General features: G+C 54.6%; 16 protein-coding genes and 1 pseudogene. 10 read left to right on the top strand and 7 right to left on the bottom strand.

From position 1 onward, the window contains the following. Positions 1 to 53: 53 nt before the first annotated feature. Both EN939_RS04080 and wecB read left to right on the top strand, forming a co-directional pair. The gene (locus EN939_RS04080; protein ID WP_245473052.1) at positions 54 to 167 is read left to right on the top strand and encodes a hypothetical protein; all 114 of its coding nucleotides are present in this window, start codon (positions 54 to 56) and stop codon (positions 165 to 167) included. Continuing rightward, on the top strand, positions 160 to 1,299 hold the full coding sequence (gene wecB / locus EN939_RS04075) for a non-hydrolyzing UDP-N-acetylglucosamine 2-epimerase (protein WP_272483079.1): 1,140 nt from the start codon (positions 160 to 162) through the stop codon (positions 1,297 to 1,299). Before EN939_RS04080 ends, wecB begins: the two co-directional genes overlap by 8 nt. A 120-nt stretch (positions 1,300 to 1,419) precedes the next feature. On the opposite strand, the gene EN939_RS04070 is transcribed toward wecB, so the two are convergent. Next, complete coding sequence (locus EN939_RS04070) at positions 1,420 to 2,976, bottom strand: hypothetical protein (RefSeq protein ID WP_127267027.1); 1,557 nt, start codon at positions 2,974 to 2,976, stop codon at positions 1,420 to 1,422. Positions 2,977 to 3,206: 230 nt separating this feature from the next. Between EN939_RS04070 and EN939_RS04065 the strand changes: the two genes are divergently transcribed. The 3 genes from EN939_RS04065 to EN939_RS04055 are packed head-to-tail and all read left to right on the top strand — an operon-like array spanning position 3,207 to position 6,303. Continuing rightward, positions 3,207 to 4,160: an NAD-dependent epimerase/dehydratase family protein gene (locus EN939_RS04065; protein WP_127267026.1), complete on the top strand. Its 954-nt coding sequence runs from the start codon at positions 3,207 to 3,209 to the stop codon at positions 4,158 to 4,160. Then, on the top strand, positions 4,157 to 5,368 hold the full coding sequence (locus EN939_RS04060) for a glycosyltransferase family 4 protein (protein WP_127267025.1): 1,212 nt from the start codon (positions 4,157 to 4,159) through the stop codon (positions 5,366 to 5,368). Before EN939_RS04065 ends, EN939_RS04060 begins: the two co-directional genes overlap by 4 nt. Before the next feature lie 14 nt (positions 5,369 to 5,382). Next, positions 5,383 to 6,303, top strand: a complete 921-nt coding sequence (locus EN939_RS04055; RefSeq protein ID WP_164748681.1) for a glycosyltransferase family 2 protein — start codon at positions 5,383 to 5,385, stop codon at positions 6,301 to 6,303. On the opposite strand, the gene EN939_RS04050 is transcribed toward EN939_RS04055, so the two are convergent. Then, complete coding sequence (locus EN939_RS04050; RefSeq protein WP_236382656.1) at positions 6,300 to 6,848, bottom strand: heme-degrading domain-containing protein; 549 nt, start codon at positions 6,846 to 6,848, stop codon at positions 6,300 to 6,302. The two genes, EN939_RS04055 and EN939_RS04050, sit on opposite strands and share 4 nt — an antisense overlap. Positions 6,849 to 7,116: 268 nt before the next feature. Here EN939_RS04050 and EN939_RS04045 point away from each other — a divergent pair, with 268 nt between their 5' ends. Both EN939_RS04045 and EN939_RS04040 read left to right on the top strand, forming a co-directional pair. Beyond that, positions 7,117 to 7,827, top strand: a complete 711-nt coding sequence (locus tag EN939_RS04045) for a hypothetical protein (protein WP_127267023.1) — start codon at positions 7,117 to 7,119, stop codon at positions 7,825 to 7,827. A gap of 102 nt (positions 7,828 to 7,929) precedes the next feature. Next, positions 7,930 to 9,255, top strand: coding sequence for a lipopolysaccharide biosynthesis protein (locus EN939_RS04040; protein ID WP_127267022.1), 1,326 nt, complete (start codon positions 7,930 to 7,932; stop codon positions 9,253 to 9,255). A gap of 315 nt (positions 9,256 to 9,570) precedes the next feature. On the opposite strand, the gene EN939_RS04035 is transcribed toward EN939_RS04040, so the two are convergent. Both EN939_RS04035 and EN939_RS04030 read right to left on the bottom strand, forming a co-directional pair. Next, positions 9,571 to 10,068 carry a MucR family transcriptional regulator gene (locus EN939_RS04035; protein ID WP_127267021.1) on the bottom strand — a complete coding sequence of 166 codons (498 nt, stop codon included), beginning with the start codon at positions 10,066 to 10,068 and terminating at the stop codon, positions 9,571 to 9,573. Between the two features lie 691 nt (positions 10,069 to 10,759). Then, positions 10,760 to 11,317 carry a hypothetical protein gene (locus EN939_RS04030; protein ID WP_127267020.1) on the bottom strand — a complete coding sequence of 186 codons (558 nt, stop codon included), beginning with the start codon at positions 11,315 to 11,317 and terminating at the stop codon, positions 10,760 to 10,762. Between the two features lie 675 nt (positions 11,318 to 11,992). On the opposite strand from EN939_RS04030, the gene EN939_RS04025 reads away from it, so the two are divergent. Continuing rightward, positions 11,993 to 12,700: a Crp/Fnr family transcriptional regulator gene (locus EN939_RS04025; protein WP_127267019.1), complete on the top strand. Its 708-nt coding sequence runs from the start codon at positions 11,993 to 11,995 to the stop codon at positions 12,698 to 12,700. 12 nt (positions 12,701 to 12,712) lie between these two features. Here EN939_RS04025 and EN939_RS04020 read toward each other — a convergent pair whose 3' ends face one another. Both EN939_RS04020 and EN939_RS04015 read right to left on the bottom strand, forming a co-directional pair. Further along, on the bottom strand, positions 12,713 to 12,922 hold the full coding sequence (locus EN939_RS04020; RefSeq protein ID WP_236382658.1) for a hypothetical protein: 210 nt from the start codon (positions 12,920 to 12,922) through the stop codon (positions 12,713 to 12,715). A 14-nt stretch (positions 12,923 to 12,936) separates the two neighbouring features. Further along, positions 12,937 to 13,158: a DUF768 domain-containing protein gene (locus tag EN939_RS04015; protein WP_127267017.1), complete on the bottom strand. Its 222-nt coding sequence runs from the start codon at positions 13,156 to 13,158 to the stop codon at positions 12,937 to 12,939. 649 nt (positions 13,159 to 13,807) lie between these two features. Here EN939_RS04015 and EN939_RS04010 point away from each other — a divergent pair. After that, on the top strand, positions 13,808 to 14,017 hold the full coding sequence (locus tag EN939_RS04010; RefSeq protein ID WP_164748682.1) for a hypothetical protein: 210 nt from the start codon (positions 13,808 to 13,810) through the stop codon (positions 14,015 to 14,017). A gap of 93 nt (positions 14,018 to 14,110) precedes the next feature. Here the strand turns inward: EN939_RS04010 and EN939_RS04005 are convergent, their stop codons facing one another. After that, positions 14,111 to 14,302 (bottom strand): hypothetical protein, encoded by a 192-nt coding sequence (locus EN939_RS04005; protein WP_127267016.1) that lies wholly within the window; start codon positions 14,300 to 14,302, stop codon positions 14,111 to 14,113. 407 nt (positions 14,303 to 14,709) lie between these two features. Between EN939_RS04005 and EN939_RS03995 the strand changes: the two are divergent. Further along, positions 14,710 to 15,199: pseudogene (locus EN939_RS03995) on the top strand (hypothetical protein); the annotation flags it as partial.

Genomic DNA, 15,199 nt, shown 5'->3' with positions numbered 1-15,199 from the left:
CGGCCGATTCTCGGGATCTGAACTACGACAAATATTTCGTTGAAGGCGAGCGAATGGTTTCAGAGCTGGAGGATTACACATCTCACAACACCGTTCGCCTCGATGTCGGTCAGGTCAAGGCACTGCTATCGCAGTTGGACATCCTTAAAGGGGCGCTCCGTGCTTAAGGTCATGACCATTGTTGGGACTCGGCCAGAGATTATTCGGCTGTCCAGGGTCATTGCAAAGTTCGATGCCAATTTCGATCACGTGCTCGTTCATAGTGGCCAGAACTACGATTATGAGCTGAATGAGGTCTTCTTTTCGCAGTTGGGCATTCGGCCGCCCAACGTCTTCCTCGAAGCTGCAGGTGCTTCTGCTGCGGAGACAATTGGGAAAGTCATCATCGCGGCTGATCAGGCGATCGAGAGTCATCGCCCCGACGCACTGCTGATTTTGGGTGACACGAATAGCTGTTTGGCGGCGATTGCGGCCAAACGGCGGAAGGTGCCCATCTTCCACATGGAGGCCGGAAATCGTTGCTTCGATTTTCGTGTTCCAGAGGAGATTAACCGCCGAATTGTGGACCATACAGCGGATGTCAATCTGACCTATAGCCAGATTGCTCGTGACTACCTACTGCGAGAAGGCCTCCCACCCGACCAGGTAATTGTTACCGGCAGTCCGATGCGGGAGGTGCTCGAGCACTACAGAAGCGGAATCGAAGCCTCGGCGGCGGTCAGCAATCTCGGCTTGACGGCAGAACGTTTCTTCGTAGTCAGTGCTCATCGCGAGGAAAATGTGGATTCGCCCGAGCGGCTAAGGAAGCTGCTTAATGTCCTCAATGGGATTGCCGAGCGATATCAGGAGCCAGTCATCGTTTCGACTCATCCTCGCACGAGAAAACGTTTGGACGCGCTTGGTGCCAGCTGCCATGAAAATGTCAGGTTTGAAAAACCGTTTGGGTTCTTCGACTATATTAGGCTCCAGTGTTCGGCTCGAGCCGTGCTTTCGGATAGCGGCACGATAACTGAGGAAAGCGCGATCCTGAACTTTCCCGCCCTCAATCTGCGCGAGGTACATGAGCGCCCCGAAGGCTTCGAAGAGACCTCAGTGATGATGGTCGGCCTGGACATAGAGCGCGTTTTTGACGGGCTTAAGATATTGGAGACTCAGTCACGAGGCGCGATGCGGACCTTGCGTTTGCCGACTGACTATAGCTCCGACAATGTATCCGAAAAGGTGCTGCGGATCGTTCTAAGTTACACGGACTTCATCAACAGGCGGGTCTGGAGGAAACACGAACCTGGCGCCGTCTGACCGCAATCGTGCCTTCGTCTCCCCGCAGCTCTGAGCGAAAAGCCGTCCGCCGCATTCCGACTCGCCATCGTCTAGTGCAAGGCAGGAACTCAGCCCAACTAAATCTGATACGGCAGATCCTCACACTTTCGCGGTAACCGCCCGCCTACCCGTAGCCAGCCAATCAACCATGTACCAAACGGCGCCGACGAAAAGCACCGACAGGACCAATTCGATCGCGTAAATGAACAAAGTCCACGGGAACCCCATTTGGACGAGTAAGTAGGCTAACGAGACACCTGTCACCGCCGCAGAGGCGACATTTTGTGTGACCCAGGCAGCCAACCATTCGATCGAATGGCCAGCTATTGTCAGAAAGAACATGAATACCGAGACGACGATTATCGACCCTGAAAGGCTGGCCACCCCAATGGGGCCTGGCAACGTGAGGAACGTATAATATTGGACCTTTCCGTACCGGTCACCGGACATTTTTTGGTAGATCGCTTGGGCGCCAGCGGCTGGGTCTTCTTTGATCACATGCAAGAACAAATCGCCTCCAAGATGGTCAAGATTTGCCGCGGCCGTCATCGTCCCTTCAAGTCCAACCCAGCGCATGACCGCGAGATTGCGCAGTTGACGGTAGAGACCGGCTAGGGCGAAACGATCACCTCTGACTGCCTCAACCTTGTCTATTATCGTCGCAGCCGGAGGCGCCGAGGAGTCGGGCGACGGTGCCAGAGTTTTTCCGATGCCTGTCGGCTGCTGTGGAACAACGCCTGACGGCTGCTGTGGAACGCCTTGTGTCTGTGCGGTGCTGATCGAGAAATCGAAAGTGCGTTCAAGGCTAACTACTGCAAGCGAGCCTGCAAAAACAAATCCGCTGAGACCCATGGCAACTGCGATCGCAACCCAACTCCTCACATCGCGACGTCGTAAGACAACGACCGCGAATGCGGCGAGAACATAGAGAAGCAACTGGATGCGGCTTCCCATCGAGAGCGATGCGAGCAGCCCAAGAAACACTGCTACGTAGATCAACACTGAATACGACCAGTCGCGTAGTTCGACCAGCCACAGGGCCAAGGTTAGGCCTCCCAAAAGAGCCCCCCATGCGATCACGAAGGCCGCGACCGCATACAGGCGGGGGTTGATGTTAATGCCCAAGGGGAAACCAATCCGTATAATGTGAAATGAGTAATTGGCCCAATACAGCCCGATAGAAACGGCAATCAAACTTGCAAACGCGAGGACGACAAATTTCGACACGAAAGGAGGCGCTACCGCCTTCCGAATTTCCTTGAACGCGGGATAAAACGATGCGGCCAATCCAGCCGCGCACACCCCTGAAAAGCCACTAGCTGCGAAAGCAAGTGCCTGATCCCACTCAGTCGTGAATGTGCTGGTAGGCTCGATGAGCGCGATGCCAAATACGAAATTAGCGACCGCTTTTGCAATGAATCCTACAAAAAGGAATGACGACAGCAGAAACACGAAAAAGGAGGACGGACGCCAGAGCGGGATGAAGACGGCAGCGCAGCCCGATGCATAGAACCAGAGGAGAATCAGTTTCGACTGGCCGGGATAGGTGGCTAGAAGGACGAAGCCCATTGAGGCAACAAGCAGCGCAACTCCCAAGAGAATCGCGTTTCCGGGCACATTTGCTCGAGATGGCTGAAGCTTTTGAGATTGGCTCATATCAACCCTTTACTTCAATGCTCGCGGAGACCACAAACCGACATGCGGCAAGCATGACCAAAACCCTCTGCGCCACGAATCGCGATTCTTCCCCATAATACACGCAGCCGGCGACGCAATTCGTTGTATGAGAAGCAATCCCCATGATATAGCCCTGCGAATTGCGAATTGGCTTGTGCCTCGTCTCATAAATTGGCTCGATTCGCTGCCCTTTTTCGAAGTCAGCCCGAATGACCTACAAGCAATGTGACACCGGTCCGCGCGTGGTAGTGCTCGGGGGAACCGGGTTCGTTGGTGAGGCCCTAGCGCGGCTGTTGGCCAATCCGGCCTTCCCACCCAGCCGGTTCATTGTGCATCGTTCGGAACCAGAATGGCTCAATCAAGCCGGCGTGAATGTCAAAAAGGCCGATTTGGAAGATTCTGCCGAGATGTTGGCCGCCTTGAGCGGTTACGACGTGATGATCAACTTATTACGCCCCGACGGCACCGGTTGGTACCCTACCGTATTGCGGAGCTTGCAGTCGACATTTCGCGACGCCGGTATTTCCCGTTGTATTCATGCTAGCAGCATTGACGTTTACGCAGGGGTACGCGACCGGCAAATCGACGAAGCCACATTGCCATGCGCGTTGTCGCCTTATGAGCAAGAGCATCTTATAGGTGAGGCAATTCTGACAGGCTCGTTCGCCGAGACGATTGTGTTGCGGCTGGGAGCTATTTTCGGATGCGGCGGACGCAATCTCGTCACTTTGGCGGAGGAGATGAAACAAGCCCCATCATGGAAGATTGCGCTCCGCCGTGCTCTTTACGGTGAAAGACGAATGCACCTGGTGAGTGTGGAGACTGTTGCACAGGCATTTGTCAAATTGGCGTTCGACCGGAAAATCCATGGCTCACAGATCGTCGTAGTTACCGATGATTCCGATCCGAATAACAATTTCGCGTTTGTCCAGGATCGCTTCGCCCTGGCATTCGGCCGAGAATTCCCGAAATTTGGACCAACCTCACCAAGATTCTTCCTTAGATTCTTGTTACGTCTGAGGGGGCTTCCGGCGCACGCTATTGACCGGCGCTTCTCTGCAATCAGGGCCACGGAATTAGGGCTAGTCTCCGAGGCGTTCACCAGCAGGCTGGACAATTACGCCAGTGATCTTGCGAGGGTGACTCGGATGTCGGGCGCATGAATATCCTCCTGACTACAGTTTCACTCGATTCCCAAAAAGGAGGAGGCACAGCAGAGCGAACAAGGCGGCTTGCTAGCCATCTGACGCAAAGAGGACATCGTTGCGAGATCGTCACTATGCAAGGCGGGGATCTCGTCGGGCAACTGCATGGTAGGAACATGCAAGTTTATATTACGGGTGCGATGCGTCTCCGCTTCTCGGTCCCGACAATCAATCCGTTTAGGCTAATGCGCAGCGTTCGAAACGCCGATGTCATTCATATTCTCGGGTACTGGAACTTCCTGTCGGTCGCGACAGCGTTTCTCGCGCGATGGCTCGGGAAGCCTTATACTTTCAGCGCTGCGGGGGAGTTTGTCGGTCTCAATCACCCTAGGCCGATCCCGTATCTCTTCCACATCGCCTTTGGAAAGCGGATGGTTCGGAATGCAGCGACGCTGATTGCGGTCACCCCCCTGGAGCGCCGTCAGATACTGGAGCGGTTCAAATCGCCAGAAGACAATGTCATCGTGGTTCCAAACGGGGTTGAGGAACAACCTTTAGCAGCTGAAGCGATGGAGACTGGACCAAATGGGCCGTATGTCCTTTTCGTCGGCCGACTAGCCGAAGTGAAAGGCCCCGATCTTCTTATAAGCGCGTTTGAGAAGATGAGTCAGGAATATCCGGATATCGGGTTGGTAGTAGCAGGTCCAGACTTTGGCATGCGCCTATCGTTGGAATCCTTTGTTAATGCGCACCACCTCGCCGACCGGGTTGTCTTCACGGGGCATCTAGGCGAGAGCGCACGGAGCGAGGCATATAGACGCGCGCTTTTCCTGGTCGTGCCTTCCCGAGCTGAGGCGATGTCACTCGTGGCGCTGGAAGCTGGTATCGTTGGCACGCCTGTTCTTCTCACTGACCAATGTGGGTTTGATGAAGTCGAGACGGTGGGTGGTGGATACGTCGTACCGGCAACTGTTGAGGGCTTGTATGGAGGGCTTCACTCGATGCTGGCCGAACGTGGTGATCTACCGTCGAAGGGACGAGCGCTTAGATCTTACATAGTGGAGACTTTTGCCTGGCCTTCGATTGTAGACAAGCTGATTTCTCGCTTTGAAGAAATAATCGCAAAAAGGGGGGCTCCCGCAAACGTCGTCGTAGATACGCCACAAAATCAACCGGCGATCGAGGCCCTGTCGACGACGATCAAGCGCACCGGAGAGGACCGTTGATAAGAGGTCCCCAAGTGTCGCTCGTGGTCCCAGCATATAATGCGACAGACTACATCGCGGAAACAATCGAAAGCCTCTTGGCCCAAGACTATCCAAATTTGGAGATCATAGTTGTAGATGACGGTTCAACTGACGGCACAAGCGATCTCGTCTCGAATTATGGTCCTGAAATTAAATTGCACCGTCAAGTGAACGCTGGCCAGAGTGCGGCCATGACCACAGGATGGGCAATGAGCACGGGGGACATCCTCGGCTATCTAAGCGCAGACGATCGTCTGCGCCCAACAGCTGTTCGGCGCTGCGTGGAGGAATTGTCGGCTCGCACTGATGTAGTTTTGGTTTACCCCGACTTCGACATTATCGACGAGCATTCAACTCTCAGGTCGACCTTACAGCCGCCGGAATTTTCGCGTCGTGCTCTCTACGCACACCTGCACTGCCTGCCGGGCCCTGGGGCCTTTTTTCGACGTGAGGCTTATGAACGAGCTGGTTACTGGCGAGAGGACCTTCGGCAGATTCCTGACCTCGACTTTTTCCTGCGCTTGGCATTGGAAGGTAATTTTTACCATGTGCCAGAGGTTCTCGCGGAATTCCGTATGCATAGCGCGTCGACCACCTACCGAGCTGTGCCATTTGAACGTGGAGAAGAACCGCAGCGCATGATTGAGACGTTCTTCCGACGGAAGGATCTTCCCGATGAACTCCGCAAATGGGAGCGTGAGACTAGGGCAAACGCTAATTTACTGTCGGCTGCGATCCATGGGCGTTCGGGACGAGTAGCTGTTGCCGTTCAACGATTATTGGCAGCAGCCAGGCACCCGCGGACACTGCTATCTCGCAAAGCCGTAAGCCACGCTCTTCTGATAGCCCGGTGCGCGTTTGCCCCCGTATCGGTGCGTATGCGGGAACGACGGAATGCAGCCAACAGAGACTAGTTCCATGTCTCGGGACCGAGGGACAAAAGGTTGGCATCCTTTCCAAGGTGCTCGCATAGACCTGCTACTGCGAGGTTATGGTCACTGCGTTGACTGAGGCCGGACACCGCAATCGCTCCAATCACGCCCACCCCTTTGACCCGGATTGGAAAAGCCCCGCCGGCTAGAACGAAATCCTGTGGATTCAGACCGTATCCGGGAGGGAAAGTGCGATCCTCACGTTGCTGCTGTAGGGCTAAGAGATAGCTGCTCTTGTGAAAGAGCTTGACTACGTTAAGCTTGCGCCGTGCCCATTCACCATTCGACGCCGTTGATGTCGGAAGCGCGGCGTAGAATAATTGACGATCCCAGAGCCGAATGTCGATAACGATCCCGACCTGTTCGCGCACTGCGATGGAACGAAGCGCGCAGCCTAGCTTAAAGGCCGCTGTTTCTTCAAAAGATTCGAAGACGAGCACGGATTCCTGTTGAACGATTTTCGGGACATCACTCGCATCCCCCTCTGAAGCCAAACTGCGCGTCATCTCTCCCGTCTTATCCGTCATGTCGAACTGTCCGCGTGCTTTTGCAATCGCGCCAAGGAGTCGGAATACAGGCGGTTAATGGGTCTAAGCAGCGCGTAAGACGTGCAGCCACGCGGCCTTATCGGCGAGTTCCTCGCTAATAGCTTCGGCCGTTGCCCATAGAGGCACTGGGTTTCTGATTTGATGTGCAAAATATCCATCCAATCATCCTACGCCCTGTCAAATACTCGGGATGGTGCTAGACGTCTAGGATGAATGGGCCTTTGAACGGTGTAGCAATTATCTGCCAATGACTGATCATACATTTTTCGCGATTTTGTTTGTGGGGAGACAGGGGTCCAGCTATCTCCAGGCTTTGCTTGACTCTCACCCAGATGCAACGTGCGAAGGCGAGCTATTCTCACCGACGGCGCGCTTAATCGCCGACTTGGTCAGGCGGCGCACAATATCTTTCAGAAACTCCCGTCAGAAGGACGTGGCTAGCTATCTTGAGAAGATGCTCCACAAAAAGGGTAGCAGGGTCACCGGTTTCAAAATGCCCTACCTGTCTCTGCTGGAGCATACTGACGCGGTAGAAGCATTCAAGAGATTCGGATACAAGATTGTCCGCTTGTCACGCGACAACCTGTTGGATCAATATATTTCGTACAGACTTGCGGCTTTAAATAATTCATGGAGATCGGACTACGGGCCGACAAAAATAAATGACTTTTATGCAGATCCAAATGATGTATTGACCGCTTTTGAGAAATGGACAAGCGACAACTCCGCTTTGCACCGGATAGCGAGTGAATTTCCCAATTTGCATGTAACATATGAACAGTTGGTCGACGGCTCTGGCGTATTGCGCTGCCTCGAATTTCTGAATTTGCGCGATGCACCTCTCGAAAGCCGTTTCAAAAGGCAGAGAACCGGCGCTCAATCTGAGATCATCTCGAACTACGACGAACTGAAGGGTCACTTTATCCAGACAGGGTGGGCGCGCCATTTTCTGGACTAACCCCGGTTCCAATTCACTGCAATTGGGCGCCCAATCATGCAGACGCCACAATTACTCCCAACTGTTCGTCCCTTTGTCCCCGGGCTAGCCGAGCGCCTCCCAATGAGCGACCCCATCTCCATTGATCTTCCGGTCGCTTCCGCGCCCTCGATATGGCGAGCTAGTGGCGCCGCTGCCGCCGGCCGCGTTGGCATATTGGCTGCAGGTCTTGCGAGCTCCTTGCTACTTCCTCTTGCCTTGCCTCCAGACAAAGTCGGCATCTATTTCATTGCTCAGATACTCACCTCAGGATTTGCAATCCTGGTTCAATTGGGCCTCACATTTACTGTGCCGGCGCTTGTCTCGGCCGCGACCGCGAAAGGAGACTTTGGACGAGCGCGGGATCTTATAGCTAGGATCCAGGGACTAGTTGTCTCTTTCGGCCTCATCACAGCATTGGCATTCTGGCTTGCAGAACATTGGATCGGAAGCAGCGGAGGCAACGAATGGGGAGAAATTTTGCCGATAGTCGCCGTAGCCATTCCCTGCGCAGCTTTGGGGTCTGTCCAAGTCGAACTGCTTCGAGCGGTTCACTCGATTCGGAGTTCGGCTTTCCTCATGGCCTTCCCTAGTGCCATTGTGGCCCTCTTCCTCGCGTTTGCCCTCGTGACACACAGCAGCGTCACCCTTCATCAGGTCCTATTGTGTAGTTTGGTCGGCTTCGCGATGGCAGCGGGTTTTGGCGCTTTTAGCATTTTTATGATGTCGCGCCGCTGGACTGAGCCAGCAAACGTAGAGACAAACCTACGAGCGATTATCCTTCGTACTCTGCCGAATCTCGCGACAACCTTGATGTTGTTCGGTCTATCTCAGGTCGACATGGTTCTGCTGACGCTCTTCACTAGCTTCTCAGAAGTTGCGCAATATGGTGTCGCTTTGAGGATTTCGACGGTACTGATCATGCCGCTCAGCATCGCAAATTCCGCCTTTGCCCCTTCTGCGGTACAGCATTGGACGCTGGGCGACCGAGTGGGACTTCAGCGATCTCTCAGAACATTGGTTGGTGTTTCGACGCTCCTGACTTGCTTAATGTATTTCGGGTTGGTGACTCTCGGCTATGCCGCTGTGCAGATTTGGAACCCACACTACGAAAGTTCTTTGTGGATAGCGCTGATCTTAGGCTGCGGCCAAGTTTGCCATGTTCTCGGCGGATCGTCAGGAGTTTTGTTGATGGTGTTAGGCGACGAAAAGTTTGCTTTTCGCATTACCTTGGGTACCGGCCTCGCAACCGTCGTATTGTGTACGGCTGGCGTTCTGATGGAGGGCCCGCTTTTACTCGCGTCGGCCGCGGCGTTTTGCAATGCGCTTCAGGTAGGTTTCTTCTCAGCGCGAGCCCGTAAGATATTCGATGTCGATCCAACAATCTTGTCGGTCGTTAAAGGCAAGTAGCGCGGAAGCTGACTAGTTCGGCTTGTCCTTGTGGGACTTGAACCTGTGAGCACCCGGGTCCCCCACCAGGCCACTGAGAACCAAGAGGCCAAACAAGGCCATAATGCAACCCACCCCGGCAAACAACATTATCCAGTACATATAACACCCCCCCCGCCATTAGATACCCCAGATAAGGCTGATCTGCAAGATATCCCTAATGTAAGTAGTGGTTAGACGGTTCTCCGGCGACTGCGTTGCTCGCCGTGCCCAGCCTGTGGGTAAGGTGACACCCCTAGGCGTTGCATGACGGAGATACGAAGCCCCAGCTTCGCTTTACGCGTTCCTTGTGAGATTGCGCTTTGCGCCTTTAGCCTTGATACCCTTTGGGGCTGGCTTCTTGGCCGGCGCTTTCTTGGCGGGATCCTTCGTGGCAGGCTTTAGCCCTAGCCCTATCGACTTTGCCAACTCCGATCGCTGTGCGGCATAGCTTGGCGCCACCATGGGGTAGTCGCGAGGCAAACCCCATTTCGTGCGGTACTGTTCGGGCGTCATCCCAAGCAAACCCAGATGGCGCTTCATTGACTTGAATTTGCGACCGTCTTCCAAACTTACGATGTAATCCGGAAAGATCGACTTCTTCGGGTTCACGGCCGGCGTCAGCGGCGGTAGCTCCGCGACCGCTGTCGGGCCCAATTTCGAAAGCGCGGCGTTGACCGAAGAAATAAGATCCGGCAGCCCAGCCACTGGCACGGCGTTATTTTGTACAAACGCGGCGACAATATCGACCGTCAGCTCAATCAGATCTGTGTTTCGTTCAATTTCATCGGTCAATTGTTCACTCCTGAATTGGCAGTGCGAACCTATTTTGAATTGTCGCTTTGCGCAATGTTGGTATGAGGCAGATCAATAGAACCGGCGGGCTAATCCTGCGGTAAAGGGTGTTCAGAGGTCGTCACGCTGTGCTATCATTGCATGGCCGGAACAACCGCGAAAATCGGGCATTCGCATCACCGCCTTGGTCAACCAGGGCTGACATCAACCAGCTTCCCCCTCGATCATCATTGAGAGATTGTCGTCCCAAGCGGATGGCATCGATTGGTTAGCCGTGTTGCGAGTGATGCAAAATGGCCTCTCCCGAAAAGCCCGTCATCGATTTCAGCTAGGCGAAATCGGATCTGATCAAGACCATCATTGGCGATTGGCCCATTGCCAACGCTTATCTCCCGGTGCCGCGTCTGTTCGATGAGGAAAGCGAGACCGAGGGCTCTGCCTAACCGCACAAATCCAGGTAGTCGCACAAAAGCGCCAATAACGCCCTCGTCCGTCGCGTACAACTGCCCTCAGTCGTTTCAGCGTGTCGCGTGACAGTGGCCACCCGCGACAACGAACGTGCTGGACGACAACGGACTGCGGCTGACGTTGATCTACTGATGACTCAAACCTGCGCCAATTATCGCCCAAGAAGTGACTTGGCGAACTCCTCGATGATTGGGCAAATCTCTGTCATCTTGTCGGACACGCCCTAAGAATTGCCGGCGTCCACGTAGGCCATAGTCGTTTCAAATCCATAGAGGGATTGCAGTTCGATCAGCCGGTCGTAACCGACGCTATGAATTTCCTTTTCAGCCAACCATGTTTTGGATGCCTGAACCATCGCAGGGTATTTCGGTGGATCGAAGTCAGCCTTAGTCGCATTGTCCCAATTGCAGTTATTGTTATCGATCGCGGCGAGCAATTTGATTTGTTCCGCAACGGCTTCTGAGGGCCGTCCCGGGCGAAGCATGCTCCAGTTTCCGGCATCGATGTAAAGCTGCTCACAGGCGCTCTCAGGCATGCCTAACCCGGTTTCCTGCCCTTGCTCAAATGAACCTAGTTTCTTGCCGACCTGATCGAACGCGAGGGATTGAAGCCGCCGAGCTTCATCCAGATAGAAACGGTCATTGTCGCAAACTCGGTTGCTGAGGATACGCCCAGCGATTATGTATTTCGCCATCTTGCCTGTCATGGGCTGATCGGCATACGCACCCGCGGCAAAGGTCGTGAGCGCTAGGGCGCAGACTACGGCGCGGGTGTGGATCATGGTCTGTGCCCCTGAATTCTCAGCATATAGCACCGCGCCGGCCGGAGAATGCAACACGGGCCGGCTATGATTCCTCGGGAAATCCTGCAGGGAAGCGGCATTCGGATGCCGCAAGTGACGGCAAACGCGGCACGCCCATTAACCACCTTCCAGGATAGAGCGGACCCCAAACGGCACGTTGGGGGTTTAAGTTGCATGGAAAATCACCAGCACCGATTCTACTGTCATATTGAACGCGACGGATCGTGGGGAGTTTGGGATTGCGTCGCCAATAGGCCGGCAAGGTTGGGCGGTGGCGACCTTCTCGGGTGCACTGCCCAAAGGGCTCAAGCTGCGGAACACGTCCTGACGAGAATTTACGACGGCGGACTTGATGCCGTCGCTATCCGCATTGCGGGAATTGTCAGTTCTGCAGGTTCGGCCTGATCGATCTCGCGTTGGCCGCCTATCACGAATTGTCGGTTTCGTACTAAGCAGAGTTCTGTACGATTCCAACCCTTTAACTTTGAACGTCCATGTTTTGTAATTTGCCGGCTGAGGGGACGCCGTGCATCGAATCGCATTTCAGTGTCAATCGCGCGCCACAAGGCGTATCTTCATTGAATCGTCTGCACGTTTTTACGGGCGCGGACGGCAGGGAGATTGGAAAGCTCTTGCCCCAAGTGGGATTGAGCTATGACCAATCTAGTGAATGATTCCTATAAAAACGAATTGCTGCGTCGGCTCAACTCCGATGACCTAGCGCTTTTGCAACCGCATCTTGAGCGATGTGCTCTAAATCTGAGAATGAATCTGGAGACGGCCGATTCTAATATCGAGACGGTCTATTTCCCGGAGGACGGCATTGCTTCCGTGGTGGCCACAGCGTCAGGAAAAGAAACAGAGGTTGGGCTCGTCGGCTTTGAGGGAATGACCGGTGGCGCGCTCGTGATGGGCGCTGACTATGCGGCGCATCAATGTTACGTACAATCGCCCGGTAGCGCTTACCGCATCGGAGCTGAGCCCTTCAAGGAGGCTCTTGCGAACAGCCCGACGCTGCGCCTCTTCCTCTTGCGCTATGTCCACTATTTCCACATCCAGACCAGCTATACGGCCCTGAGCAACGCACGATCGAACCTTGAAGAACGTTTGGCGCGATGGCTTTTGATGTGTGATGATCGGGTCCACGGCGAACGCCTTGCGATCACTCATGAGTTCCTGTCAATTATGCTCGGAGCAAGGCGCCCAGGAGTCACGGTTGGGTTGCAGGTGCTGGAAGGGCGGGGTCTCATTTATTCCCGACGGGGCGAAGTGGATATCCGAGACCGCAATGGTCTTAAAGCATCTGCAAATGGCACCTATGGGCAGCCGGAGGCACACTATGTTCGGCTGCTTGGAGAATGATGCTATAGGTCGTTATCTAATGGTCGCTCGGGCGACGCTACTTTTCCGTATCGCCTCGAATATCACTTCGGATACGCTCCAGACCTCTTCATATATCTCGTCGGGCTTGATTCCACCATCTCGTGCGGCGTCCATCATCTGGTCCGCAAGGTCGCTGGCCGCGATTGGGTCGCCGGTTGTGGTAACCGGCAGATGGCCCGCGATCCAATCGTCGATGAACATGCAGCCGCGAGCGCTCATTCGGCCACACCAGGATCATAGTGGACGATGGCATCGAGGATAGTGCGATAGAGGCTGTCCACCTCCTCGTCTATTTCTTCCCGTTTGATCCCCAAGGACCTGGCGTCGGCTATTAGCTTATGCGTGAGTTCATCAACGGCGATCACGTCGGCCTTGGTCGTCTCCGGAACGTTGTTCGTCATCCATCGATGGAGAAAGTTGATTCCGCGCGCGCTCATCTCGGCACAAGAGTCGGCGCGATATTAGGTTCCGCTAATTCTAGATAATTCTTGATGGTTGGCTCTGCCCGCTGTGAGACATGCGGGACTTGCCCCAAGTCATTTGACGAACGGCCAAAGCACAAGCCTCTGCTCGTTTTGGTGGAGCAGACTTTTGATGCCGAACGTTGTGGGCAGAACGGAGACTGCGGCCTCTCCGGGAGCCCTCAACCTGACATCCAAGATGCCAATAGCAGGGCGGCCAAGGATGACGCCAGAGCAGCGGCTGCAAGAAGCACCCCGGCGCTCTGCCAACCCGGCGGCGGCTGGTGTACCACCCTGTTGGGCGGCTGATTATCATTCATGGGCGGCAAAATTAAGCTCCTGGCGCTGGCACATGAAATAGAGAACCCGCCAACCACTGTAGCGGCTCGCGGGTCCTTTCAGCACAGGAAGAGACCTAGCTGTGCCGATTTCACGACTGAAACAACAATCATTTTATCCAGGTGTTCCGGCTAGATCCGGATGTCGGACCATTGCGTCACTGGGGGAGACTTTGGTCCCATCGTTGTTGAGACCGAAGCCCATATAGGGAACGTTTGGCGCAGAGCTGTGTTTGAGTGGCCCGCGCACAGAACGGTCAATTGCTTACTCAACCGGACAAATGAAGATGATGAACCTTGAAGACGAGACGTCCCAAGCGCTCGTGGCGCGTCTGGCTGATCTCCAGGCAAAAATGCGGGCGGCACGCATAACTGAGGCAGAAATGAAAACCTTCCAAAAGGTTGCAGCCATCATGGAAGACGGTCGCGGCCAGATTGCGGGCGACGACCTGATCGCTGCATCCTTCCTCGCCGAACCTGAGGCCCTGAATGGGTAGCTGCTATCGGGTGGCGCCAAGCTTCTGACGACGGGGGCGGTGGCGAGGGACGATCAGGCGCGGTCGTCACCGCGGCTTCAATAATATCCGCTCCTATTGCTGCGCCCGTGTCGGCTGGATGATCACCGCCGAAGTGGAGTTGTTGATAAGAAAATTGGCCGTCAGCCAAAAGCCGATAGCCATAAAAAACAGGACCGCGAAGGCGATGAACAAAACTCGCATGCGGCGGAATATACCACGCCAAAAATGATAAAGCCCGCCGGCCGGAGCCAGCGGGCTTTCCAAAACTGTAATTCGCTTGATTAGGTCCCGGAAGAAACCACAGATGAGCTGGGCGAAGCCGTTACCGACGACAGCCGCTCACGTTTCGTGAAAACGGGCTTCTGATAGGTCTTCTTCATCGACATTCCCCTTTGTCAATCCGCAATGTGCCACTCTTTGCCTTCGACCGGGCAGCGTGTCAATCGCTCGACAAAAAAGCCCGCCACCTCTCGGCAGCGGGCAAGGTCTGGAGTAACTGCATAGGTCAACGTGTGGCGGCGGGGTTGGTTGCGAGGCGCTACTCAGCCGTTGGGAACTAGCCCTGTGGAAACCGGGTATCACGCAGTTCTCAGTTTGAGACTGCATTAGGAATCACTCGGGTTGTGTTACTTAGGGTAACCAGAATCTCTGGTTGCATCAATAGTTTAGGTATGAAATCCGGCCAAATTGGGCCGAAAGGAAATCAGCCCAACCTCCCTCTCGTTGTTGAGAAAGAGCGAGAAATCGACGGCGTTATTATGGGCGTTCTTTCAGATGGGACGCCATACCTCAATCAACGCGGGCTAGCGGCTCTTTGTGATGTGCAGAACGCGCACATCGGCACAATCAGCAGTCAGTGGAACGACGTCGATCAAAAGCCCCGCATTCAGCGGATAAAGGCGATCCTTGAAAAAGTTGGCAAAGTCCCGGCAACTGCCCATATCGAGGTGACGCACCGGGGCGTGATCCATTACTGCTACCCGGCTGATGTCAGCCTTGCGATCATGGAATATTACGCCATCGATGCCGGGGTGAACGTCTCGGAAAAAGCCCGCGACAACTACCGCATTCTCGCGGGCTCCCGCCTTCGCGATATGATCTACAGCCAAGTTGGCTACGATCCGCGCCGGGGCAAGGACGTTTTTGCGAAATGGCATGAAC

The sequence above is a fragment of the Mesorhizobium sp. M7A.F.Ca.CA.002.05.1.1 genome (assembly GCF_003998335.1).
In the GTDB taxonomy this organism is placed as follows: Bacteria; Pseudomonadota; Alphaproteobacteria; order Rhizobiales; family Rhizobiaceae; genus Mesorhizobium.
Note: the sequence above shows the minus strand (reverse complement) of the source record. Positions and strands in the feature narration are given on the sequence as shown.

Excerpts from the sequence above, each read along its gene's own strand:
- EN939_RS04070 (WP_127267027.1), bottom strand. The coding sequence starts at position 2,976 with ATGAGCCAATCTCAAAAGCTTCAGCCATCTCGAGCAAATGTGCCCGGA.
- EN939_RS04030 (WP_127267020.1), bottom strand. The coding sequence starts at position 11,317 with ATGATCCACACCCGCGCCGTAGTCTGCGCCCTAGCGCTCACGACCTTT.
- EN939_RS04020 (WP_236382658.1), bottom strand. The coding sequence starts at position 12,922 with ATGTTCATCGACGATTGGATCGCGGGCCATCTGCCGGTTACCACAACC.
- EN939_RS04045 (WP_127267023.1), top strand. The coding sequence starts at position 7,117 with ATGACTGATCATACATTTTTCGCGATTTTGTTTGTGGGGAGACAGGGG.
- EN939_RS04040 (WP_127267022.1), top strand. The coding sequence starts at position 7,930 with ATGAGCGACCCCATCTCCATTGATCTTCCGGTCGCTTCCGCGCCCTCG.
- EN939_RS04065 (WP_127267026.1), top strand. The coding sequence starts at position 3,207 with ATGACCTACAAGCAATGTGACACCGGTCCGCGCGTGGTAGTGCTCGGG.
- EN939_RS04080 (WP_245473052.1), top strand. The coding sequence starts at position 54 with ATGGTTTCAGAGCTGGAGGATTACACATCTCACAACACCGTTCGCCTC.
- EN939_RS04060 (WP_127267025.1), top strand. The coding sequence starts at position 4,157 with ATGAATATCCTCCTGACTACAGTTTCACTCGATTCCCAAAAAGGAGGA.
- EN939_RS04050 (WP_236382656.1), bottom strand. The coding sequence starts at position 6,848 with ATGACGGATAAGACGGGAGAGATGACGCGCAGTTTGGCTTCAGAGGGG.
- EN939_RS04015 (WP_127267017.1), bottom strand. The coding sequence starts at position 13,158 with ATGAGCGCGCGCGGAATCAACTTTCTCCATCGATGGATGACGAACAAC.
- EN939_RS04010 (WP_164748682.1), top strand. The coding sequence starts at position 13,808 with ATGATGAACCTTGAAGACGAGACGTCCCAAGCGCTCGTGGCGCGTCTG.
- EN939_RS04025 (WP_127267019.1), top strand. The coding sequence starts at position 11,993 with ATGACCAATCTAGTGAATGATTCCTATAAAAACGAATTGCTGCGTCGG.